This is a genomic window from Cytobacillus sp. NJ13 (assembly GCA_030348385.1).
In the GTDB taxonomy this organism is placed as follows: Bacteria; Bacillota; Bacilli; order Bacillales; family Cytobacillaceae; genus Cytobacillus.
In genome coordinates, this window is record JAUCFP010000006.1 from 4,314,173 (window position 1) to 4,337,616 (window position 23,444).

Genomic DNA, 23,444 nt, shown 5'->3' on the forward strand with positions numbered 1-23,444 from the left:
TGCATGCTAAAACCTTAAATAGTTTAAAGAAGGATAGCTTAACGTTACAATAAAAAGGACTATTCTGAAGAAGGAGGAATTTTAATTGACTGAAGCGACAAAATCACGTTCACTTATCGAACAAACTGAAAAATACGGTGCAAACAACTATCACCCGCTTCCAATCGTTATTTCAAAAGCGGAAGGTGTTTGGGTGGAAGATCCTGAAGGCAGTAAATACATGGATATGCTAAGTGCCTATTCAGCTGTAAACCAGGGGCACCGCCATCCGAAAATCATTCAGGCGCTGAAGGATCAGGCTGACCGCGTAACGCTAACATCCCGTGCTTTCCATAACGATCAGCTGGGACCTTGGTATGAAATGATTTGCGAACTGACAAATAAAGAAATGGCCCTGCCAATGAATACAGGTGCAGAAGCAGTTGAAACGGCAATCAAAGCTGCACGCCGCTGGGCTTATGATGTAAAAGGCGCTGCAGATAACCAGGCAGAGATCATTGCTTGTATAGGTAACTTCCATGGCCGTACAATGACAGCGGTTTCGCTTTCTTCTGAAGAAGAATATAAGCGGGGTTTCGGACCTATGCTTCCTGGCATTAAGCTGATTCCGTACGGCGACCTTGATGCCCTTAAAGAAGCAATCACTGAGAACACGGCAGCTTTCTTAATTGAGCCAATCCAGGGTGAAGCTGGAATAGTGATTCCTCCGGAAGGCTTCCTGAAAAAAGCATATGAAACTTGTAAGGAGAACAATGTATTATTCATTGCTGATGAAATTCAGGCAGGCCTTGCGCGCTCCGGAAAAATGTTTGCATGTGAATGGGAAGATGTAGATCCTGACATGTACATTTTAGGGAAAGCACTTGGAGGAGGAGTATTCCCGATTTCATGTGTGGTTGCGAATAAAGATGTTCTTGGGGTATTTAATCCTGGATCACATGGTTCAACATTTGGAGGAAATCCAATGGCTTGTGCCGTATCTGTTGCTTCCATGAACGTATTGGTTGAAGAAAAGCTTGCAGAACGTTCCCTCAAACTGGGCGAATATTTTATGAACAAATTAAAAGAAATTAATAATCCTGTCATTAAAGAAGTGCGCGGCCGCGGATTATTTATTGGTGTTGAGCTGAATGAGCCCGCACGCAAATATTGCGAAGAGCTTAAAGAACAAGGTTTGCTTTGCAAAGAAACGCATGACACGGTTATTCGTTTTGCTCCGCCTTTAGTCATTTCTGAAGAAGAGCTTGATTGGGCAATAGAAAGAATCAATAAAGTATTAAGCTAATACAAATTTACGGACAGTTGGCCCCTGTATCTGAATTTGTGATGCAGGGCCTCCGGTTAAGGAGTATTGCTGTAATTTTCCTAAATATTAAAATCAAGAGGTGCCATGATGGGAGCTGCAGGAGTAGCTGGTAAAGAAGCTGAACAAAAAATGGAAGAGTCTTTAAATTTATTTACTTCAACCCAAGTTGTGATCAAGGAGGCTTTGAACAAGCTCGGCTATGCAGATGAGATGTATGAGCTGCTGAAAGAGCCGCTGAGAATGCTCACGGTAAGAATTCCGATAAGGATGGATGACGGGTCGATAAAAATTTTTACCGGCTACAGATCACAGCATAATGATGCGGTAGGACCGACAAAGGGCGGTGTCCGTTTTCATCCTGAAGTAAATGAGGATGAAGTAAAAGCTTTATCCATGTGGATGAGTTTAAAGTGCGGAATTGTGGATCTTCCTTATGGAGGGGGAAAAGGCGGCATCATTTGTGATCCCCGTTCCATGTCAATGGGTGAACTGGAACGCTTAAGCCGGGGTTATGTAAGGGCAATCAGCCAGATCGTTGGCCCTACAAAAGATATACCTGCTCCGGATGTTTATACGAATTCACAGATCATGGCCTGGATGATGGATGAATACAGCCGCCTCCGTGAGTATGATTCTCCTGGATTCATTACTGGCAAGCCGCTTGTTCTCGGCGGGTCGCAAGGAAGGGAAAAGGCAACTGCACAGGGTGTAGTGATCTGCATTGAGGAAGCTGCAAAAAAGCGAGGCATTTCCATTAAAGGAGCCCGTGTGGCTGTTCAGGGATTTGGAAATGCAGGAAGCTTCCTGGCAAAATTCATGCATGATGCAGGAGCTAAAGTAGTCGCCATTTCAGATGCCTATGGTGCTCTATATGATCCGAATGGACTGGATATTGATTACCTTCTTGATAGACGCGATAGCTTTGGAACGGTAACGACCCTTTTTGATAACACATTGACAAACGAAGAATTGCTTGAACTGGATTGCGATATCCTGGTTCCTGCGGCTGTGTCCAATCAGATTACCGCTGCAAACGCCCATAATATTAAGTCTTCCATCGTTGTAGAGGCAGCAAATGGCCCAACCACTCTTGAGGCTACAAAAATTCTTTCAGACCGGGGAATCCTGCTTGTTCCTGATGTGTTAGCCAGTTCAGGAGGTGTAACCGTATCCTATTTCGAATGGGTGCAGAACAACCAGGGTTACTATTGGACTGAAGAGGAAGTTACAGAAAAGCTGAAGAAAGTGCTTGTTCAGGCTTTCGATAACGTTTACCAGACTTCACAGCAGCGAAAAGTAAATATGCGCCTTGCAGCTTATATGGTCGGCGCCAGAAAAATGTCTGAAGCATCCCGCTTCAGAGGCTGGGTTTAATTCAGTAAACGGTATATAAATACTGATTCAATACAAAAAATCCTTGCACTCAATTGTGCAAGGATTTTTTGCATTCATTAACGGGTTGGCCTTGCTTCAGGTTCTCTTTCCATTTCTTCATTTGGTTTGAAAAGAAGCCCCAGATTGATTAAGCCCGCAATGCCAACAAGACCGTATATAATTCTTGAAAGGGCTGAATCCTGACCGCCAAAGATAGCTGCCACAAGATCAAATTGGAAGAATCCGATTAAACCCCAGTTAATAGCGCCAATAATTGTTAGAACCAGTGCAATACGCTGAATGCCACTCATGATGTTTCCTCCTTGTAGTATAGGTTCACTATTATGTTGCTGCACGGAAATAAAAAATATTCATTGTAATAAACGTTAAGAGCCATAATGAAAAAGATGATCTGAGAACCCGGGAATTCTAATGTTCACCTTTCGAATCTTACTCTTTGCAATAGCTGAAAATATGAAAGATAATGATGTGGAAAAGGAGATGGTGATATGCAAAATTTTACCTTTTATAATCCGACTAAACTAATTTTTGGGAAAGATCAGCTGTCCCAATTGCAGACTGAAATCCCGCAGTATGGCAAGAAGGTTCTGGTTGTGTACGGCGGTGGAAGCATTAAGCGCAATGGTTTATATGATAAAGTGAAAGCGCAGCTCCATGAAATTGGTGCTGAAGTGTTTGAACTATCAGGTGTTGAGCCTAATCCAAGAATTTCCACTGTCCGCAAAGGCGTTGAAATTTGTAAAGCTGAAGGCATCGATTTCCTGCTGGCAGTTGGCGGCGGGAGTGTAATCGACTGCACAAAGGCTATCGCAGCTGGTGCTAAATATGATGGCGATGCCTGGGATCTGGTCATCAAGAAAGCATTTGCTGTAAAAGCTCTGCCATTTGGAACCGTTCTTACATTAGCGGCTACCGGTTCTGAAATGAATGCAGGATCTGTTATTACAAACTGGGAAACAAATGAAAAATATGGATGGGGCAGTCCTGTGACTTTCCCTAAATTTTCAATCCTAGACCCTGTTAATACATTCACTGTGCCAAGGAATCAGACGGTATATGGAATCGTGGACATGATGTCCCATGTACTGGAGCATTATTTCCATCTTGAAGAAAATACCGATTTTCAGGATCGTATGTGTGAATCGCTGCTGATTACCATTATGGAAGCAGCTCCTAAGCTCCTTGAAGACCTTGAAAGCTATGAGCATCGTGCGACCATTCTTTATTCCGGCACAATGGCATTAAACGGTATTCTGAATATGGGCTACCGGGGAGACTGGGCTACGCATAATATCGAGCATGCTGTATCGGCCGTTTATGATATTCCTCATGGCGGCGGTCTGGCCATTCTGTTCCCTAACTGGATGAAGCATAATCTGAACGTGAAGCCTGAGCGATTTAAGCAGCTTGCTATCCGTGTATTTAACGTGGATCCGGAAGGGAAAACAGATGAGGAGACTGCGCTTGAAGGCATTGAAAGGCTTCGTGAATTCTGGAACAGCATTGGTGCACCTACACGCCTGGCTGATTATGATATCGATGACAGCAAGATCGAATTGATGGCAGACAAAGCGACTGTCAACGGAGAATTCGGCAATTTTGCGAAATTAAATCATGATGACGTGGTTTCAATCTACCGCGCTTCTTTATAATACCAAGCTGGACTCTGCCTAAAGCAGAGTCCTTTTACATTTTCCGCCGAAAAATGACAATCACCATTAGTGCGTAAAAAATATGTCAAAATTGGACACGCTTACATTAGAGGATGATTCTTGATTAACTTTGAGGCTTTCGTTAAAGTGGTATAAGGATGACAGCTAGAATTACTGCAGGCTGTTTAAATTTGAGGAAAATTGGAGGACATTCATGACACACGTTCGTTTTGATTACGCAAAAGCACTTCCTTTTTTTGGCGAACATGAAATTACATATCTGCAGGATGCCGTGAAGGTAGCACATCACTCCCTTCATGAACAAACTGGAGCTGGCAGTGACTTTTTAGGCTGGATCGATCTGCCTGCAAATTACGACAAAGAAGAGTTCTCCCGCATTCAAAAAGCGGCTGAGAAAATTAAAAGCGATTCCGATGTTCTTATCGTCATTGGAATTGGAGGTTCCTATCTTGGAGCGCGTGCGGCTATTGAAATGCTTCAGCACAGCTTCTATAATGCACTTCCAAAAGAAAAGCGCGGCACTCCGCAGGTATTATTTGCGGGCAACAATATTAGTTCCGCTTATATGAAGGATTTAATGGACCTTCTTGACGGCAAAGAGTGGTCCATCAATGTTATCTCCAAATCAGGCACAACAACTGAGCCTGCATTGGCTTTCCGTATTTTCCGCAAAATGCTGGAAGAAAAATATGGTGTGGAAGAAGCACGTAAACGAATCTATGCTACAACCGACAAAGCAAGAGGTGCTTTGAAGACTCTTGCGACAGAAGAAGGCTATGAGTCATTTATTATTCCGGATGATGTCGGTGGACGTTATTCTGTCCTTACAGCAGTAGGTCTTTTGCCAATTGCCGTCAGCGGTGCAAACATTGAAGATATGATGAGCGGTGCTGCACAGGCACGCGAAGACTTCAGCAAATCTGAGCTTCAGGAGAACGCAGCATACCAGTACGCTGCTGTCCGCAATGTTCTCTATAACAAAGGCAAAACGATTGAAATGCTGATTAACTATGAACCAGGACTTCAATATTTTGCAGAGTGGTGGAAGCAGCTGTTCGGTGAAAGTGAAGGAAAAGACCAGAAAGGAATTTTCCCTTCATCAGCAAACTTCTCCACTGATCTTCATTCATTAGGCCAGTATGTGCAGGAAGGCCGCCGGGACCTTTTTGAAACGGTTATCAAGGTGGAAGAATCACGTCATGAGCTTACCATTGAAGAAGCAGAGAATGATCTTGATGGCCTAAACTATCTTGCGGGTGAGACTGTCGACTTTGTTAATAACAAAGCTTTTGAAGGGACAATGCTTGCACACACAGACGGAGGAGTGCCAAACCTGATCGTTTCCATTCCAAAAATGGATGCCTATACATTTGGCTATCTGGTTTACTTCTTTGAAAAAGCATGTGCAATGAGCGGCTACCTGTTGGGAGTGAATCCGTTCGACCAGCCTGGTGTTGAAGCATACAAAGTGAACATGTTCGCCCTATTAGGAAAACCGGGATTTGAAGAGAAAAAAGCTGAACTTGAAAAGAGATTGAAGTAATAGCGAGAAGCGTCTGCCTGCGGGTGGACGTTTTTTTATTGGAGAAAATATATTCTGCCTTTTTTAGTGCCTGAACTGGGCATTGCAGACAGAAGTCGAGATGCAGTATCCTCTGAAGCTAAATGAAGGAAGGCCCTGGCTTGCTTATTTGATATAGTAGGACTAATCAGAAGAAGATAATCTTGGATAGCAGGCAGATGAGCTTTCTTATCTTTACACCCGCACTTGGGGCACAGCCAATCTCCATGGATACGTCGCATGGGAAAAATAAGACAGCTTGGACATTGAACACCTGCAATAATTTCTTGAGAAGAGATATTATAATGGTCCAAGACATTTAAAAATCCAGGAACATGGTTTATAACCAGTGCCCTCGAAATCTTTTTAATCTGTCGAGATGTAATAACTTCTATTGGATAACTTTGTTTAAAGAACTTAATTTTGTAAATAAGGTTTTCAATGTGAATAACGCGAAATGGGACATTTGAGCTATTTGCAGAAGTTTTCAGGATAGTAGAGGGGCTACTTATGCCAATTAGATATTCTATTGGTATATCGGCTGCTAAGTTTTGGATTAACCAGGTCTTAAATTGTGTTTTCTGGCGTTTGACTTGAATAAGAGGATTAGGAAAGCCTTCTTCTTTTTCATTTCGGGTTCTTATCAACTGATTAAAGGTCTCATCGAAAAGAAGGGTTCCAAGGATATTTTTCACTTCAATAATTAAAGCGAAGTATGGAGAAAGAATGAGGGTATCAATTTGGAAATAAGTGCTTCCATTATAAAGCCTTAAATCATGCAGGATAGTAAATTCTTTAGCAGGGAGTTGACTTAAATAATAATCCAGCGACTGTTCCCCTCGATAACCAGCTTTTCTTTTAGCTAAATCACCTTCTATAGTTGATCTCTGTGGATGAGCTGCTGAGATTCGCCTAATTAGGGCCTCATTTTGTCGGATTCTGATAGGTATTAAACGATTTTTAAATATCAAATAGATTTCACTCCTTTCTAAGTAATAATAATTCCGCTTTTAAGAATGGAATTCCTCCTTTCTAAAGACGAAAATGGCACTTAACCGAAAAAATTTTAATAATTCCGCGAGATTTTCCATATTTCCGCGAAAAAACGGATATATCCGCGAATTTCTACAGATAATCGCGAAAACTAAATTATATCCGCGAATTTCTACAGATAATCGCGAAAACTAAATTATATCCGCGAATTTCTACAGATAATCGCGAAAACTAATTATATCCGCGAAATATCCAATTCCTTAACGTAATCTTCGGAAATCGCATTCATGATATCCCTTACTTTGGAGAAACTAAGCAAAAAGCGTAAAAGGGGATGGATTCAGTGATTGAGATACCTTCAAAAGTGGAAGGGAAGCATTTTGATTTATATAAGCTGGAGCAGGATCTAAAGCCGATTGGATATTCGGTTGGCGGGAACTGGGATTATGATCACGGGTCTTTTGATTATAAAATTGATGATGAGGTGGGGTACCAGTATTTAAGGGTCCCATTCAAGGCAATTGATGGGCAGCTTGATGATCCAAGCTGTACGGTGGAAATAGGCAGGCCGTTTCTGCTTTCCCATAAGTACCAGCGCGGCCTGGATGACCACGCCTATACAGGGAATTTCAGCGCCTCCTTCGACCAATTCTCGGAGCCTGTGGATAAGGACGCCAGTTTTCCGGAAGAATTTATTGATCTCGGCAAAGCGCTTGTTGAAGAGCTGGAGTCCATATTATTAAGAGATTAACCGAGTATAACAATCAGCTGATCCTGCTGAAGAATTTTAAAAGGCTGGGGAGGATTAACTAGAGTTTCTTCCCCTCTTTTAACACCTAAAAGCAAAATGCCTTCTTTCATCAGCTCGGCACTAAGCTCAGCAAAAGTCTTATTTTCTACATCTTCTGATGCAGGCTGAAAAGTTAATTTGCGTTTATCAAGCTGTCCCAGCAAATCAAGAAATGAAGTAACAAGCTCCTGGGAAGAAACGCTGTTGATCATAACAAAGCTCGTAAGAACATTCGTCTGAACAATTTCATCAGCTCCCGCCCTTTTGGCGTTGGCTGCCTGTTCTGAAGTTAATATTTCAACGATGCATTGAACATCCCGGTTCAATCCTTTGATTGCCAATAGAGTTAAAATTGAATTCATGTCTGCATGCAGTTCATCTTTGTTCTGATCAGCTGTTATGATTACTTTTTGGGCATCAAATATATTTGCCTTCATGAGGACATCATCTCTGTTAGCGCGTCCCTGAATAAAATGTACATTATTGTGGGGAACAGGGTTTGACTTTAGAGTTTCATCTATTAAAGCAATGGAATGGTTCATCCCATCACCCCCAAGGGTATTAACAATTTCTCTTGAGCGTTCGTTCCATCCGATAACAACAATATGGTTTTGGCCGCGATATTCGATTTTCCCTTCCAGGAAGTCATTCTGCCTGGTAACTGCTGCTGTTGCAAGTGAAATAAAATAGGTAGACAGAAAGCCCGCTCCTGTAAAAATAAGCGCAATGCCCACTATTCGCCCCGCAGTACTTTTTGGATAAAAATCTCCAAAACCGACAGTTGAAGCGGTTACAACCGCCCACCAGATTCCATCGAAAAATGTCGGAAAGGAGGAGGGCTCAATAATATGTATTAATCCGCCAAAAAGAAAGATCACCATCAGGGCAATCAGCAGAATTCTGATTACTAAGGGCAGACGTATGAAACTGTAATAGATGTGCTGAGGCATAAATTACCCTCCTAATTTACAAAAGGTTTCAGCAGCTGACTTCTAAAAATTGTCAGCTGCACAGAATATAAAAAAAAGCCATGCCAGCATATACTTTTAATTAAGTATATCGTCTATTGCACGGCTCAGCAGTTGAATATCCTTTGATATTTCATTTTTCACGTAGTCAATCTCGCACCTTTCATATTCATCCATGAGAAGGGAGAGTTCTCTTTTTAGTATGACAGCCTCGTGTTCAAAATCCATGATGACTCCCTCCTTTAGGGATATATAGGACTATCGGGCAGATAGTAAATTCCTTTATAATATTACAATTATGTTACCCGATTTCTTTTCCATTTAAACGGTAAATCCCTTATAATTTGAACATGAAATTTAGAACGAATATAGTTTACCCTCATATTTTGCGCGTAAACACATCGTTTATACTAAATAGCTGGAAAGTAAAAAAAACGAAAAAATATCCCCGGGGAAAATTCGGGGATTCTTAAAGTCAATTCTATTTTCGAATTAAGCTGTAAACCGAAGCGCCTATCAGATCACCGGCTTCTTTCATCCGCTCGGCACTAATGTGCTCGATGGAATCAAGTGGTGTATGGTAATACGGTTCAAGATTGGCAGTGGCAGGTTCTCGTCTGATAAAGTTAACAGCCGGGATGCCTGCATCATGAAAAGAAACATGGTCGGAAGCTCCGCGCTGATAAACAACCAGCTCAGATGGGGTGCCAATCCGCCCGGCTGTGGCAAGAGCAGTTTCTGTTACGATATTTGCCTGGCCATCAAGGGTATTCATGTAAATCGCAGTTGCATTTTCCCATGCTGTGCCTACCATATCCATATTGAAATTTGCGATGCTTCGCTCTATTTCATTGCTGCTCAGCTGGCTGACATAATACTCAGAACCAAGAAGACCAATTTCTTCTGCACCTACAAATGCAAATCGCAATTCTTTGTCAGCAGGATAGCTTTTCAGGACTCTAGCCAGCTCTAAGGCAACAGCAGTACCGGATGCGTTATCACTAGCCCCCGGAGCAAATGGTACACTATCGAAATGTGCAGAAATGTGGACAATGTCAGTTTCCCCGCCTTTATTGGGCATAGGGTGCTTGGTGGCAATAATATTTTGCGATTTTATGTTTTTAAAACTCTTTACAGTAAGCGTTACTGTTTTGTTTTGTGCTTCAACATCTTGAAGGAGTGCTTCTCCGCTTGCCTTCGTTATACTTCCCACCGGAATGTCATATGGGCCCCCAATTGAGGGATTCATGGGTGCTGGCTGATCCGCATTGTTGTAAATTAGAACCCCCGCAGCACCGGCATTCACTGCGTTTGTAACTTTTTCCGAGAAAGGAATTTCTCCACGTGAAATGAGTGCTATTTTCCCTGATGCTTCCTCTGTAAAATCAGCTGCCCTGCCTAATCCAGCATCATATAATTCAGAGGTAATTCCTTCATCAGGCGTTGATCCTGATCCGGAAGGAATGGTTATAAGAACCTCCTTCAGATCACTAGTGTGCAAATCTCCAGCCATTTTATCCGGTATGCTGAACTCTTGTGTTTCTACTGTGTAGCCATAGGACTCAAGGCGTTTGCGGATAAAATCAGCTGACTGCTTTTCTGCTACTGTTCCTGCAACCCGCGGCCCTATGGTTTCAGATAAATAGCTGACATCCTCCATCATGCGGGCTGCATCTACCCTTGCAATGACCTTCTGATCAAATGCTTTGGAGCCAGGATCTCCAGCTTTGCTTTGTGCTGCTTCAGCAGTCGGCACAATTTGAACAGGCACTGCATACAAACTTGAAGCTGTCAGAACGGCTGCAAGCATAATTGAAGAAGCTTTCTTTCCAACTTTCATCTTTTATTCCTCCTCGACTAGTAATCCAGCTATATGTATTCGCTTACATAGCTCCCCTTCCTTTAATAAAGAGTTAAAACGATTCTATTAGACTAGCAGATTTTTCAGATGTGTGAGAAAAGGAAGACTTTACCTTTCTGAATTGTAAAAAATGGTAGATTTAAAGTACCGAATCAGAACAACACCCATGTTATTTCATGACCTTTGGAGGAGACCAATGAATTGTTATCAAATTTACCTTGAAAAATATAGGTCTTTCGACTATCGAAACTTACGCAGTTTTAATTTATTCTGAAAATTATAACATCTATTTGTATAGGGGGATTTTTATGAAAAAAGCTGCATTAAAAGTGCTCATAACCTCAGCTATCGCTTTCCCGCTAATTGCCGGAGGGGCATTGCCTGCAGCAGGTATAGACAGCCAAAGCAGCATGGCCTCGGCTGAATCTCAGATTAAAGTCGAAAATGGCATGACACAGCCCATTTTTTCTCTGGATGATGCCATTGTCGAAAGAGTATTTGTTGAAACAGCAACTGACAGTGATGGGGATGGAAAGCTGGATCGGGTACGTGCTGATATTATCAGGCCAAAGGAAACAGAGGAAGGTTTAAAGGTTCCTGTTATTTATGAAATGAGTCCTTACCGTTCTGGAATTAAGGGTGTCCCGGTCTATGATGTGGATGTAGAACTGAACTCTGTGCAAAAGAAAGGGAACAATAAAGGTGAAAAAGGAAAACCGCAGGCAAATCTCCCAGGATATTATGATGACTATTTTGTACCAAGAGGCTACGCTGTTGTTCTTGCAGAAAGTGTTGGGACTGGCCTATCTGACGGCTGTCCTACAACCGGAGATGAGCATGAGATACTCGGAACACGTGCAGTAATTGATTGGCTGAATGGAAGAGCAAAAGCTTTTAATGCAGAGGGACAGGAAATACAAGCTGATTGGTCAACAGGAAATGTGGGGATGACAGGGGTTTCTTACAATGGAACACTTCCCAATGCCGTTGCTTCAACTGGAGTTGAAGGCCTGAAAACGATTGTGCCAATTGCTGCAATTAGCAGCTGGTATGACTATTATCGTTCAAACGGTGCTGTGATTGCGCCAGGCGGATATCAAGGTGAAGATGCGGATAATATGGCTGAAGCCATTTTAACTAGGCAAAACCCTGAAGCGTGCAGCAATATGATCAAAGGATTAACGGAAGGCCAGGACAGGGAAAACGGGGATTTCAATGAATTCTGGAGTAAAAGAGATTATACAAAGGATGCTGATCAGGTTGAAGCAAGTGTCTTTATTGTCCATGGGTTAAATGACTGGAATGTTAAAACAAAGCATTTTTCAGATTGGTGGCAAGCGCTTGGCGAGAATGATGTTCCCAGAAAAATGTGGCTTCATCAAGGCGGCCATTCCAGCCCCTACAGCTTCAGACGCGATGTATGGCTCCCTGCTTTAAATAAATGGTTTGATTACTGGCTATATGATATTAAAAATGATGTCATGGATGAACCAATGGTTGACATCCAGAGGGAGGATAAGACATGGCATACAGAGGCAAACTGGCCAGCTGAGGGAACCTCTGACGCAAAATTGCATTTTAAGCCGGCTTCCGATGGAGGCGGCAGCTTAGAACTGCAGCCTGTACCGAACAAGAATAAGGAGGATCAGCATTTTGTGGATGATGCCACAATCAAGGCTGAAGAATTGGCTATGGATCCTGATGCTTCATTAGCTAATAGGCTCGTCTATTTGACTCCGCCTTTAGAAAAAGATATTCGCATGAGCGGAACCCCGGAAATTCAAATTCGGGCTGGAATTGACCGGAAAACAGCCAACTTAACAGCCCTCCTTGTTAAATATGGGGAAGGAAAACCGGAAATTGTTACTAGAGGGTGGATGGATCCGCAAAACATTCACAGTGAAAATAGATCTTCAGGGCTCACACCGGACCGTGAATATACTTTTACATGGGATATGCAGCCTGATGATTATGTATTTAAAGAAGGTGATCGTCTGGGGGTCGTCGTTCTATCTAGTGATTATAACTATACTATTAGACCAAAGGCAGGCACGAAGATAACCATAGATCCGGAAAGAAGCCATATAGTGCTTCCTCTGCAAGGTGGAGTTAAAGCATTTAAATAGGTAAATAAAAGGGATCATTTCTTGGTCCCTCTTTTCTTTTTAATAGACTATTTTAGGAAAAAAGTAGCATTGCCACAATTAAACGAATTGAATTAAAATAAATTCTATCTCATAAATATACAAACTAATGCATCTGGAGGTACATAATGAATAAAAAGAAAGCTTTATCAGGCATTTTGGCAGCGGGCATTTTGGCATCTGTTCCTTTAAGTGCTGCTCATGCGATCAGCCCCAAGTGGATCAATGTTAATGTATCAGAGGAAATGGACGGAAGTTTATTCAATAGTGAGAACTATGATTTTATGAAATTCTCAGTAATAGGGACCAAACTTGCAGAAATTGAAAAACAGTCTAATAGAGTGAAGGTGGAGGTAAAAGGTACTTCCGCGGATGGATATCCTCTATATGTCGTGACTATTGCAGATCCGGGTGCACAGGGCAAGTTCGGTAAGATTCAGGCCTTAAGAAAACAAATGTTCAAAAACCCGGAGAAAGCCCAGAATTGGATTGCGAATAACCCGGATTTTAAAGTGCCAATCATGATCAATGGATCGATTCATGGAACGGAGTTTGTGGGAAGCGATGCAGTGATGCAGCTGATTGAACGTTTTGCCACACAGAATGACAAGGATACAAAGGAGATTCTGGGCAATAACATCCTTATTTTCAATGTGGTCCAGAATCCTGATGGCCGGGTGGATGCGACCCGTTTTAATGGGGAAGGAATTGATTTGAACCGTGATTTTATCACGCAATCACAGCCGGAAACGCAAGAAACCGTCTCTCTTATTAAAGAGTGGAATCCGATGGTTTTCCTGGATACTCACGGTTATGTGAAAAATTATGCACCAAACAAACAGGGTTTGATTGAACCTTGTACACCTCCGCATAATCCTAACTATGAATATGATTTATATCAAAAATGGGCTAATCATCAGGCAGAAGCGATGGAAGCTGAAATTATGAAGGACAAGGCTCTTTACACAGGCACCCTGTATAAAGAAATGAATGGCGCATATATTCCGCAGCGGGATGATTCCGCTGGATGGGATGATTACCCGCCAATTTTCACACCGATGTATGCCATGTACCATGGTGCTTATGGCCATACGCTTGAAGCTCCGACAAATGACGAGGACGGCGTGCGCTGGATGTACAATGCCATTATGGGAGCACTGAAATACTCAACCGATAACAAGGAAGAAATGATTGCAGATCAAATTGAAATGTTCAAGCGCGGCATTAATTTTGATCATCCTTTTCATGAAGAAGGCTATTTCCCGAAAGCATATGTTCTTCCAGTGAATGAGGAAGATCCAACCGCTGTAAATAAGGCAGTTAATCATTTAATTAAGAATGATATCGAGGTTGTTCAGGCGTCAAAAGCATTTGCAGCAGATGGCAAGTCATATCCAAAGGGCACTTACATCGTTCCAATGGATCAGGCAAAGGCAGGTCTGGCAAACACCATGCTGTGGGATGGCGAGGATATAACAGATGATACACCGGCCATGTATGATATTTCTGCCTGGAGTCTTCCGGAGCTATGGGGCTTTGAAGCAATCTCTGTTCAACAAGATGTAAAGGCATCAGTAACAAAGATAAATAATGTAAAAGAACAGGGTTCACTTAGCGGAAACGGGCCATTTATCATACCGAACAGCTCAGTGAAAGCTGTTCAGCTTGTGAACGGACTTCTTGAGCAGGGGGTCATGGTTAAACGCGACAGTGAAGGAAACTTCTATGCTGAAGGATCAGCCAATGTTTTTTCATCAGCCGTTAAGGATTCCGGCCTAAATATATTGTCAGGAAAAGTGCCTGCAGACGCAAAGGCAATTAACAAAGTGAGTGTAGCCATATTAAAGGATGGAGGGATGAACAAAGCGCAATCACACTCTGGCACCAAACTGGCTCTTAAGAGACTGGGATTTAGTGTGACTGAATTGTCTCCATCAGAAGTCGCTAATAACGGCCTTGCTTCCCATGATGTCTTTGTTTACAGCGGAACGGAAAATTTAATTTCTCTGAATTTGAGTAATGCCAACAAAGAATTCGGCCTTAAAAGCCAGGAAGAACTGGCTGCATTTAAAGCAAATGTGGAAAGGTTCGTTTCTGAAGGCGGAAAATATATAGCTGTTGGTGCCGGTGCTTCCCGTGCAACAAAGACTCTGGGCCTGACAGATGATATGATCAATACTGGCGGATCCAACAGCAACGGAATCATTAAGGTAGATTATAAAGGAACCGGTGCATCAGCAGGATACAGTGGGGATGATCTTGGATTTGTCTACCGTCCAGTCTGGTATACAGGCACAGAGAATGATGAAGTGCTTGCAGCCATTGCTGATGAGGAAGACTTCTTCGTAGCAGGACACTGGAAAAATCGCAGTGCTGCACAGGGCCAGGCCATCATGGTGAAAGAGCAGGATAAGGATGTTACACTAATTGGCATTGAAGCCGGCTTCCGTGATCATACTGATTACCTTTTCCGATTGCTTTCAAATTCTATTTTTGAAAAGTAAAAGCCGTTTAGGGAGTATCCACTCAGTTTCCAGGAACGTATCGTTTGACTAATGGATTATTAAATCATATAATTAAGTTAACAAAATAGTTCGGATTCTTCCTGAAGGGGAGTAGCTGTTAAGTAGAGTCGTCAATACGAGATGATGAATCTCCGGCTTTACTGGCAACACAACGTTGCTTGCGAGACCTTTACCATTTATTTGGTAAGGTCTCTTTTGTTTAAAAGGCACTGAGACCAATAAATGGTTCAGTGCCTTTTATTTTTCAGGAAGAGTTTGGAAAAGGGAGGTTTAATGATGAAACCATATCAGCAGCTTGCAGACAGTGTGAAATTTTCCAGAAGCCTTAATTGGACCAGACTTATTGAGAAGGACGACAGTCTGGAATTTATAGGAGCAGGGAGAAGTGCATTTGCTTTTAGGATAAAAGAAACCAATCTTGTATTAAAAGTATTTTTTCCGGAGTTTAAAAGAACGGCCAGGGAAGAGGCGGAGATATACAGGGCGCTGCCTGACCATCCGTACTATCCCTCTTTATACGGCTCTGGAGATAACTATATTGTAATTGATTATGTACAGGGGCTGACTTTGTTTGAATGTCTCGCAAAAGGAGTCCCGATAGAAGAGGAGAAAATCAGGCAAATAGATGAGGCTTTAAAGCTGGCAAGGGAAAGAGGGCTTAACCCTTCGGATATCCACCTGCGCAACATTATTCTTACAGAGGGTGACCATATTAAAATCATTGATGTTGCACGATTTAAACAAACGAAGAATTGTACGCAGTGGGACGACTTAAAGCATGCATTTTATAAATTTTACAGAAAAAGATATTTTCCAAAGAAGATCCCTGTATTAATCATGAACACAATTGCGGCTCTTTATAAAAAGCGGATTGTCCGTATGGGGTCCTAAACAGTTCATTTGATATCGCTATTTTCTTTTGAAATAATTAAGACCACAAAAACAGAAAGGGGCAGGTATTCTTGAAAGTTCTTATTGTTGGAGCAAACGGACAAATCGGAAAGCAGCTGGTAAAGCTTATTAAAGAAGGCGATAAACATACAGCAAGAGCAATGATCAAAAAAGAAGAGCAGGCCCGGCAGTTTGAGGATATGGGTATTGAGACGGCAGTCGCAAGCCTTGAAGGAACAGTTGATGAATTGGCTGAAGCAGCCAATGGCTGCGATGCAATTGTGTTTACTGCAGGTTCAGGCGGAAATACCGGCTATGACAAAACTCTGCTGATTGACCTAGATGGTGCGGTAAAAACAATAGAAGCGGCGGAGAAGGCTGGTGTGGACCGGTTTGTAATGGTCAGCGCCATACAGGCGAATAATCGCGATAAGTGGAGTGATACGATCAAGCCTTATTACGCTGCAAAGCATTATGCCGACAGGATTCTGGAAAACAGCAGCTTGAATTACACAATCGTTCGTCCAGGCGGCCTGACAAATGAAGCGGGAACCGGCAAAATCAAAGCAGCAGAAAATTTGGAGCGTGGCTTCATTCCCCGTGAGGATGTGGCTAAAACCCTTTATGCTGTGCTGGATAAAGAAAATACCAATAAGCGCGCATTCGATCTGGTATCAGGCGATGAAGATACTGAAACAGCAGTGAATAATTTATAACTCTTGCCCGGTGTGTATGCACCGGGTTTTTTATTGGCAAAACTAAGTATATATTGTGCCGCTTAGAGAAGATTAAATTAGTAGACACAAGTATCTGCCCAAAGGATAGGAGAAGGGTAAAATTATATTGGATGATGGGCTGCTTATACGCCAAAACACATATAAGTTAAACGATTAGCAAAACAGGCATTGGCAAATTCCAATGTCATTTTCGTTTTAATTCCTTCTCAAAAGGGAATAGGAAGCTGTAAAAGGAATTACATAGTTTTCACATTTTCCTCATATAAATGTTGTTTAAGTGTCACAGCTTTTAGTCCGGAACTGTGGAATAATGTGATGTAGTGAGCATTCTGGAGGAGTGAGTGAATGAATGTATAAAAAACAGGAACGCATATTAATGTGGCTTGCTTTTACAGTGGCTATCATTATGGGGCTTTCTTTTATTGGTCGCATTTTTGCAGGATAGGAAAAGGAGAATGGTAAATGGGAAATGAAGAATCTGTTTTTTTCAGCCGTGTCTTAACTGAGCTGACATTATCCTTCCATATCATTTACGCCACCATTGGTGTCGGCATCCCGCTCATGATTATGATTGCACAATGGGTGGGGATAAAAAAACAGGATGAACATTATATTCTGCTCGCCCGAAGATGGACGCGCGGTTTTGTCATTACGGTGGCTGTCGGTGTTGTTACGGGGACAGCCATCGGTCTGCAGCTATCATTGCTGTGGCCTAACTTTATGGAACTAGCAGGCAATGTCATTGCGCTGCCTTTGTTTATGGAGACTTTTGCTTTTTTCTTTGAAGCAATTTTCCTTGGGATTTATCTGTATACATGGGATCGGTTTGAGAATCAGAAGAAGCATATGCTTTTATTAATACCAGTTGCTATAGGGGCTTCATTTTCTGCTATTTTCATTACAATTGTAAATGCATTTATGAATGCACCGCAGGGCTTTGACATTGTGAATGGCCAGCTGGTAAATATTAACCCGATACTGGCAATGTTCACACCCGCCATGCCAACGAAGGTTGCGCATGTGCTTTCAACAGCCTATATGACATCTGCATTTGTCCTGGCATCAATAGGAGCTTTTCGTCTTCTAAAAGGATCGAATCATATCTACCATAAGAAGGCATTGCTGCTCACAATGAAAATCGGATTGATTTTCTCGATCGCTACAGCGGTAATTGGTGACTTCTCCGGAAAATACCTTGCGGAATACCAGCCTGAAAAATTGGCTGCTGCCGAGTGGCATTTTGAAACAGAAGAAGGGGCACCGTTAATGCTCTATGGGGTCCTTGATGACGGCGAAGTGAAATATGCGATTAAGATTCCTTATGCACTCAGCATCCTTGCGCACAGCAATCCGAATGCAGAAGTAATCGGCCTCGATCAATTTCAGGAAGATGAAATTCCGCCGCTTTATATCCATTACTTGTTTGACCTTATGGTGACGATTGGCATGTGGATGACGGCACTTTCACTCTTCTATGTCTTAGGCACCTGGTTTAAAATGCGTTTTGTTACGTCGAAATGGTTCCGGTGGCTGATCGTTCTGGGCGGTCCTTTATCCATCATTGCGATTGAAGCGGGCTGGTGGTTTGCGGAAGTGGGCCGGCAGCCGTGGATTCTGAGGGGCATCATGCGTACTGAAGAGGCTGCCACTTCAAGCGGCCAGGTCGACCTTATGCTTCTGCTGTTTGCAGGTTTATATCTGGTGCTGGCAATTGGAAGCATCATTGTGCTCACCAGAATGTTCCGCAAAAATCCGGTCGAACAGGAATTGGCCGACCGTGAGCTGGAGAAAGAGGGTGATCAGCGGTGACGCTTGAGATTATCGGAATTTCCGTCTTATGGCTGTTTCTATTTGGATACGTCATCGTTGCCTCTATTGACTTTGGAGCAGGATTTTTCAACGCATACAGTCTATTCCGTGGAAAACAGCATATTTTAACCCGTATTATTCAGCGCTATTTATCACCGGTTTGGGAAGTTACGAATGTGTTCCTGGTGTTTTTCTTCGTAGGCATTGTCGGATTCTTTCCAAAAACAGCCTATTATTATGGAACGGTCCTGCTGGTGCCGGCAAGCATTGCGGTAGTCCTGCTTGCCATCCGCGGATCTTATTACGCTTTTACCACCTACGGCGGGCTAAGACAAAAAAAATGGACCTATCTGTATGGACTTTCGGGTCTTTTCATTCCTGCCTCCCTGTCCATTGTCCTGACCATTTCAGAAGGCGGATTCGTTAGTGAGACATCATCAGGGCTGAAGCTTGACTACTGGGCCTTGTTCACGAGTCCGCTGACATGGAGCATCGTTGTACTGAGTATTGCAGCAGTATTATATATATCAGCAGTATTCCTGACGTGGTATGCCAATAAAGCAAACGATGAACCGGCCACAGAGCTGCTTAGAAAATACGCTCTTATATGGGCGGTGCCTGCTATCGTAACAGCGACAGGCATTATTGTTGAACTGCGGGATCACAATCCTGAGCATTTCAGCAGATTAATGGACCTATGGTGGCTGTTCGGCATCTCATTCATCCTGTTTGCCGGGACTGTTTATCTAATATGGAAGCGTAAATTGTACGGACTCGCATTTGGGCTCTTGGCAGGACAATTCCTAGTGGCGTTCTTTGCCTACGGAATCTCGCATTATCCGTACCTGCTTTATCCATACCTGACCATTTATGACGGTTTTACAAACGAAGCTATGGCCATTGCTCTCATTATTGCCTTCATAGCAGGACTGGGATTGCTCTTGCCGTCCCTTTATCTGCTTCTCAGGCTGTTCCTATTCAATAAAGACTATGTTCAGGGAAAGCGGGACGATCATGCATAGGAGGGAAAAATCATGGCTGAATTTGTGATGTTTTATGCGCCGTTTATTGTGATCATTGCTTCCGTTGGTGCGGCTTTTTGGCTGGCGGGGAAGGATGAAAGAGTGGAGGAATAACAAGTTAATGAGATAAAAAAAGCTGCATAGCCTATTTTAGGCCTTACAGCTTTTTAGTTTATGGAGAATAGGGGGTTCGGACCCCTGATCTGACCTCCACGCTGCCAGAAGAAATCGTTGGTTAACTCTTTTATAAGTAGCTTAATTGTTTCTGCCAAATTTATAATTGGTAAGTGAAATCTGGAATAGGGAAATCCCGCTGTAAAATTCTATAATAAAAGGAATAAACCGGTAATATCCTTCGGTTATCCCTCCAAAATGAAATTAGCACTACTAAATCATTTTGATTGGTACAAAAATAATACTTGTTAAGAAGAGAAACAATAGGGATTTATTCAGTAGACTTCACACCAAAGGAAAAAACTTAATGGTACAAATTCTTATCTGGAAACATTTAAAGAAGAATTAAAATATAGTCAAAGTAAAGCTCCCGCAATAATAGCGGGAGCTTTCTCTTTGTAAAAAAATTTCAATCATAGGACTAATTAAAGTAAAGATGCTGTCTAAAAAACCTTAGAACAATCGCATTAAGCTTTTAATTAATCTATCTTTGCAGAGCGTGAAAATCTCGTATAGGCGAAAAACAGTGCAACAACTACAGTTAATAGTAATATTATTAAGAAGGATCCGAATACTAAATCTTTAGGGAGGAGCACTGATAATAACATGACTATTCCACTAATAAATAATGTGTATGCAATTGGTCTAGAAACTTCATTCCATAAATTGTAAGTGGCGTTTTGTAATGAATTCGTTCCGGTTAATGACTCAAGCTTAAATCGCGGAAGAGTATTTCCTATAATGACAAATACTATGCCTACAATTATTGGTAGAAGAAGGAGCATATTAAAATTGTTTCCTAAGCCTACATAAATTAAAGCACAATGAAGGATTAACAGTACACTGTTAAGAACCAAAGAGACTGTTCCTAAACTCTTATCCAGCCGTCTGACAACCTCTGAATGCCATCGGAATTGAGTCACAATAAAAAGGGAGAGACTGCTGATGATCATGGTGACAGGAATTATAAATAAGATTATGCTTTTTGGAGCAAATTCAGTAGGAGTTCCATTCAAGTTAGCAAATTTGCTAGGAAGTACACTTGGAAGATCTTTATTAAAATAAAAACTGATCCCAAAAGCTATTACTACTATTAACCAAGCAATGATTTTCCTTATCATTTATTCCGCTCCTTTATCTTGCTTAAATTGAATTGCCCATTTCATAATATCCTGTAAAACACTTGTATTTAGAGAATAATAAACATATTGTCCCTTCTTATGCGAATATACGAGCTCTGAATTTTTTAAAATATTCAAATGCTGTGAGACTCCAGGTTTGCTCATATTAAAATGATTAGCTATTTCGCCAGAAGTTAAATCTCCATCTTTTAAAAGATCCAAGATTTTTCTTCTGTTATCATCTGAAAGGGCTTTAAATAATTCACCTATTGCCACAATTTTTGTTCCTCCTTTTGTATAAGGTTATTAAATAATTAAGTAAATACTTAATTGTAGTATACAGATAAATGTTACTATCTGTCAATTAGTTCCATGAAGTAAATTTAGCTGTTATTCGACAATTAACAATAATTAACACATTAAAGATACTGGAAAATAAAGATAAAAAAACGATCAATTTAATTGACCGTCGTTAGTTATAAAATTTTAAATTATATCTTTTAAGAAGGAGTTGGGATCATCAGGAAATAGCTCATGTCCATTAGCATGCAGGTTCAGAGTGGAATCCCCACTTGTGTTATTATTAACAAATTCGTCGAGGATCCTGTTATTTTCTTCAGGAAAAATTTCATGTGAAGGATTAATCTTCAGGTGTAAGAGCGGTGTGAGGACACTCTCTTCAGGGAATATTTCATGTGCTAAGTGTTTATTGCTAAGAAACTTGGCCTGTGTAATATTAGTTTCGCTGTAACCAGCAAATCCTTGAATTAGTGAGAATATTACTAGAACCGATAAGTAAATAAACTTATTTTTCATCTTAAAAACTCTCCTTACATTAATTTTTTTTGTGCAGAGAAGGCAATCTTATATAATTTAGCCGCTTCCTTATATTGGAAGTTAGCTTCTAAACTGTTTGCCATTATTTCTGCATATTCCATAACATACTTCCATTGATTCAGATCACAAAAAAAGGGAATTACCTCTTCCTTTATGTACTGCTTGTTTTGAAAAAGTGAATCAGTATTTGACAGCTCTAGCATATTGAAGTGGTGGATATATTCTTTATTATCTGTAATTAACTCTCTTCCTTTTTTTATCATTCCTTTCATTTTTTTTAACTGATTGATGTATTTATATTCTCGGGCCAGACAAAAGTAGGTTGTGACAAGCCTATTAATATTTTTTGCAGAACCATATTTTAAGCTTTTCTCATAGTAAGCAATGGCTTCAAGATGCTTATCCTGAAGGCTGTAGAGATAACCCAAATTATGATGAATAATTTGAGTATAACTATCATGATTAATTGCCTCTGCAATTTTAATAGCCCTTTGGTAATATTCTGTTGCTTTTCTGTAACTTTTTGTCCTGCCTTCGTTAATACCCAAAATAACGTAAAGCTTGATTTGTTGTAGGTAATCTAAAGATTGATCAGCAATTTCTAGGCTCTTTAAAGCAAATTCTTTCGTTTTATGTGTTTTGTAAAGTTTTCCATAACACAAGGAAAGATAATAAAAAATATCACCTAATTCATAATTAAATGAATCTGTTGGTCTTGTTAAATTCTGCAGCTTCTCAAGTGAAATTAGCAGCTGCTCTTCTGCATGGCAGTATTGTTTTTGAACATAATAACAAACTCCTGAAAGGTAGCAAAAATAGAATAATAAATCATCTGACATAGCAGTCTGGTACTTTTTTAAATCTTTTATTTGAAAATCAAGAGCATTATAGTCTTCGAGCTTAATGAAATACTTTATACTGAATAATTTAAATTTAAGAGCTGGGTATGTGGCCAGGATAGAATTAAATAATTTATTCATCTCTTCAAATTGCTCTTTCAATATGTTCTTTTCAGCATTTCCCTGTAGTAACTCATACCAATTCTCAATTTTTTTGTTTAATTCACTCTCATCCATATTTTTTATTAAATTTACTGAAATCTTCATTTTATCGCACAGCAATCTGAGTATTTCCTCGCTTGGATCCATGTTGTTATTTTCCACTTTACTGAGATATGAAGGTGAACAAATCCCCTTGCAGAGCTCTTCTTGAGTGAGGCTTGAATTGATTCTGTAATACTTAATTCGACTGCCAATCATCATTATTCCTCCTTTTTCGACTTGAGAAAGTTAGAGAATAAAATGTCTGTATCTCTCTGCTAAATAATGTAATTTTCTCAATAGGATATAAATAGTGAGTATGATAATTTAAGACTATGAACATGGTGCTAACAGGAGAAAAAATACCTATACCTAATGTTCTCCGTATCTTTGGTTCAGGGAGGTGTTGTATGTATAAAAAAAAGTCTCATCTTCTTTCTATATGTGCGTTTTTCTCAGTTACAACGTTTATTTTCTGGCAAAATAAAAGTCACTCTGAAAAGAAATATATAAGTATGAAATGCCGAAGATTCTGAATTTAGCAAAGATAAAATAGCACTAAACTGGTATATATATACTAATTTCTATGATTACTTT

20 protein-coding genes are annotated in these 23,444 nt (G+C 40.9%); 11 read left to right on the forward strand and 9 right to left on the reverse strand.

Annotated features, from left to right (window positions below; all coding sequences use genetic code 11):
* Positions 1-85 precede the first annotated feature (85 nt).
* Together QUF73_21440 and QUF73_21445 are read left to right on the forward strand one after the other, a co-directional pair.
* Entirely contained in the window at positions 86-1,285 is a 1,200-nt protein-coding gene (locus QUF73_21440; protein ID MDM5228691.1) for an ornithine--oxo-acid transaminase, read from the forward strand.
* A 150-nt stretch (positions 1,286-1,435) separates the two neighbouring features.
* Positions 1,436-2,680, forward strand: a complete 1,245-nt coding sequence (locus QUF73_21445) for a Glu/Leu/Phe/Val dehydrogenase (GenBank protein MDM5228692.1) — start codon at positions 1,436-1,438, stop codon at positions 2,678-2,680.
* 77 nt (positions 2,681-2,757) lie between these two features.
* On the opposite strand, the gene QUF73_21450 is transcribed toward QUF73_21445, so the two are convergent.
* Positions 2,758-2,991: a DUF378 domain-containing protein gene (locus QUF73_21450; protein ID MDM5228693.1), complete on the reverse strand. Its 234-nt coding sequence runs from the start codon at positions 2,989-2,991 to the stop codon at positions 2,758-2,760.
* A gap of 198 nt (positions 2,992-3,189) precedes the next feature.
* Between QUF73_21450 and QUF73_21455 the strand changes: the two genes are divergently transcribed.
* Both QUF73_21455 and QUF73_21460 read left to right on the forward strand, forming a co-directional pair.
* Positions 3,190-4,353 (forward strand): iron-containing alcohol dehydrogenase, encoded by a 1,164-nt coding sequence (locus QUF73_21455; protein ID MDM5228694.1) that lies wholly within the window; start codon positions 3,190-3,192, stop codon positions 4,351-4,353.
* A 214-nt stretch (positions 4,354-4,567) separates the two neighbouring features.
* The gene (locus QUF73_21460) at positions 4,568-5,917 is read left to right on the forward strand and encodes a glucose-6-phosphate isomerase (protein ID MDM5228695.1); all 1,350 of its coding nucleotides are present in this window, start codon (positions 4,568-4,570) and stop codon (positions 5,915-5,917) included.
* A gap of 35 nt (positions 5,918-5,952) precedes the next feature.
* Here the strand turns inward: QUF73_21460 and QUF73_21465 are convergent, their stop codons facing one another.
* Positions 5,953-6,906 carry a nuclease-related domain-containing protein gene (locus QUF73_21465; GenBank protein MDM5228696.1) on the reverse strand — a complete coding sequence of 318 codons (954 nt, stop codon included), beginning with the start codon at positions 6,904-6,906 and terminating at the stop codon, positions 5,953-5,955.
* 365 nt (positions 6,907-7,271) lie between these two features.
* On the opposite strand from QUF73_21465, the gene QUF73_21470 reads away from it, so the two are divergent.
* On the forward strand, positions 7,272-7,679 hold the full coding sequence (locus QUF73_21470) for a YugN-like family protein (protein MDM5228697.1): 408 nt from the start codon (positions 7,272-7,274) through the stop codon (positions 7,677-7,679).
* Here QUF73_21470 and QUF73_21475 read toward each other — a convergent pair.
* The 3 genes from QUF73_21475 to QUF73_21485 all read right to left on the reverse strand — a co-directional run bounded on the left by QUF73_21475 (position 7,676) and on the right by QUF73_21485 (position 10,526).
* Positions 7,676-8,668, reverse strand: coding sequence for a potassium channel family protein (locus tag QUF73_21475; GenBank protein MDM5228698.1), 993 nt, complete (start codon positions 8,666-8,668; stop codon positions 7,676-7,678). The genes QUF73_21470 and QUF73_21475 overlap by 4 nt on opposite strands.
* 96 nt (positions 8,669-8,764) lie before the next feature.
* The gene (locus tag QUF73_21480; protein ID MDM5228699.1) at positions 8,765-8,914 is read right to left on the reverse strand and encodes a hypothetical protein; all 150 of its coding nucleotides are present in this window, start codon (positions 8,912-8,914) and stop codon (positions 8,765-8,767) included.
* A gap of 253 nt (positions 8,915-9,167) precedes the next feature.
* Positions 9,168-10,526, reverse strand: a complete 1,359-nt coding sequence (locus QUF73_21485; protein MDM5228700.1) for a DUF4910 domain-containing protein — start codon at positions 10,524-10,526, stop codon at positions 9,168-9,170.
* 329 nt (positions 10,527-10,855) lie between these two features.
* Here QUF73_21485 and QUF73_21490 point away from each other — a divergent pair, with 329 nt between their 5' ends.
* The 6 genes from QUF73_21490 (at position 10,856) to QUF73_21515 (ending at position 19,675) form a co-directional block, all read left to right on the forward strand.
* Positions 10,856-12,673, forward strand: a complete 1,818-nt coding sequence (locus QUF73_21490) for a Xaa-Pro dipeptidyl-peptidase (protein MDM5228701.1) — start codon at positions 10,856-10,858, stop codon at positions 12,671-12,673.
* 146 nt (positions 12,674-12,819) lie between these two features.
* The gene (locus tag QUF73_21495) at positions 12,820-15,195 is read left to right on the forward strand and encodes a M14 family zinc carboxypeptidase (protein ID MDM5228702.1); all 2,376 of its coding nucleotides are present in this window, start codon (positions 12,820-12,822) and stop codon (positions 15,193-15,195) included.
* Between the two features lie 297 nt (positions 15,196-15,492).
* Positions 15,493-16,107 (forward strand): protein kinase family protein, encoded by a 615-nt coding sequence (locus tag QUF73_21500; protein ID MDM5228703.1) that lies wholly within the window; start codon positions 15,493-15,495, stop codon positions 16,105-16,107.
* Between the two features lie 71 nt (positions 16,108-16,178).
* Positions 16,179-16,823 carry an SDR family oxidoreductase gene (locus tag QUF73_21505; GenBank protein MDM5228704.1) on the forward strand — a complete coding sequence of 215 codons (645 nt, stop codon included), beginning with the start codon at positions 16,179-16,181 and terminating at the stop codon, positions 16,821-16,823.
* A gap of 483 nt (positions 16,824-17,306) precedes the next feature.
* Positions 17,307-18,653, forward strand: coding sequence for a cytochrome ubiquinol oxidase subunit I (locus QUF73_21510; GenBank protein ID MDM5228705.1), 1,347 nt, complete (start codon positions 17,307-17,309; stop codon positions 18,651-18,653).
* The gene (locus tag QUF73_21515) at positions 18,650-19,675 is read left to right on the forward strand and encodes a cytochrome d ubiquinol oxidase subunit II (protein ID MDM5228706.1); all 1,026 of its coding nucleotides are present in this window, start codon (positions 18,650-18,652) and stop codon (positions 19,673-19,675) included. Before QUF73_21510 ends, QUF73_21515 begins: the two co-directional genes overlap by 4 nt.
* A 653-nt stretch (positions 19,676-20,328) precedes the next feature.
* Here the strand turns inward: QUF73_21515 and QUF73_21520 are convergent.
* The 4 genes from QUF73_21520 to QUF73_21535 all read right to left on the reverse strand — a co-directional run bounded on the left by QUF73_21520 (position 20,329) and on the right by QUF73_21535 (position 23,069).
* Positions 20,329-20,970, reverse strand: a complete 642-nt coding sequence (locus QUF73_21520; protein ID MDM5228707.1) for a DUF1648 domain-containing protein — start codon at positions 20,968-20,970, stop codon at positions 20,329-20,331.
* Positions 20,971-21,240 (reverse strand): autorepressor SdpR family transcription factor, encoded by a 270-nt coding sequence (locus QUF73_21525; protein ID MDM5228708.1) that lies wholly within the window; start codon positions 21,238-21,240, stop codon positions 20,971-20,973. It abuts the gene before it with no gap.
* Positions 21,241-21,456: 216 nt separating this feature from the next.
* Entirely contained in the window at positions 21,457-21,786 is a 330-nt protein-coding gene (locus QUF73_21530; GenBank protein MDM5228709.1) for a hypothetical protein, read from the reverse strand.
* A 14-nt stretch (positions 21,787-21,800) separates the two neighbouring features.
* A complete protein-coding gene (locus QUF73_21535) occupies positions 21,801-23,069 on the reverse strand; it encodes a helix-turn-helix transcriptional regulator (protein ID MDM5228710.1) in 1,269 nt (422 codons plus the stop codon).
* Positions 23,070-23,444: the final 375 nt, after the last annotated feature.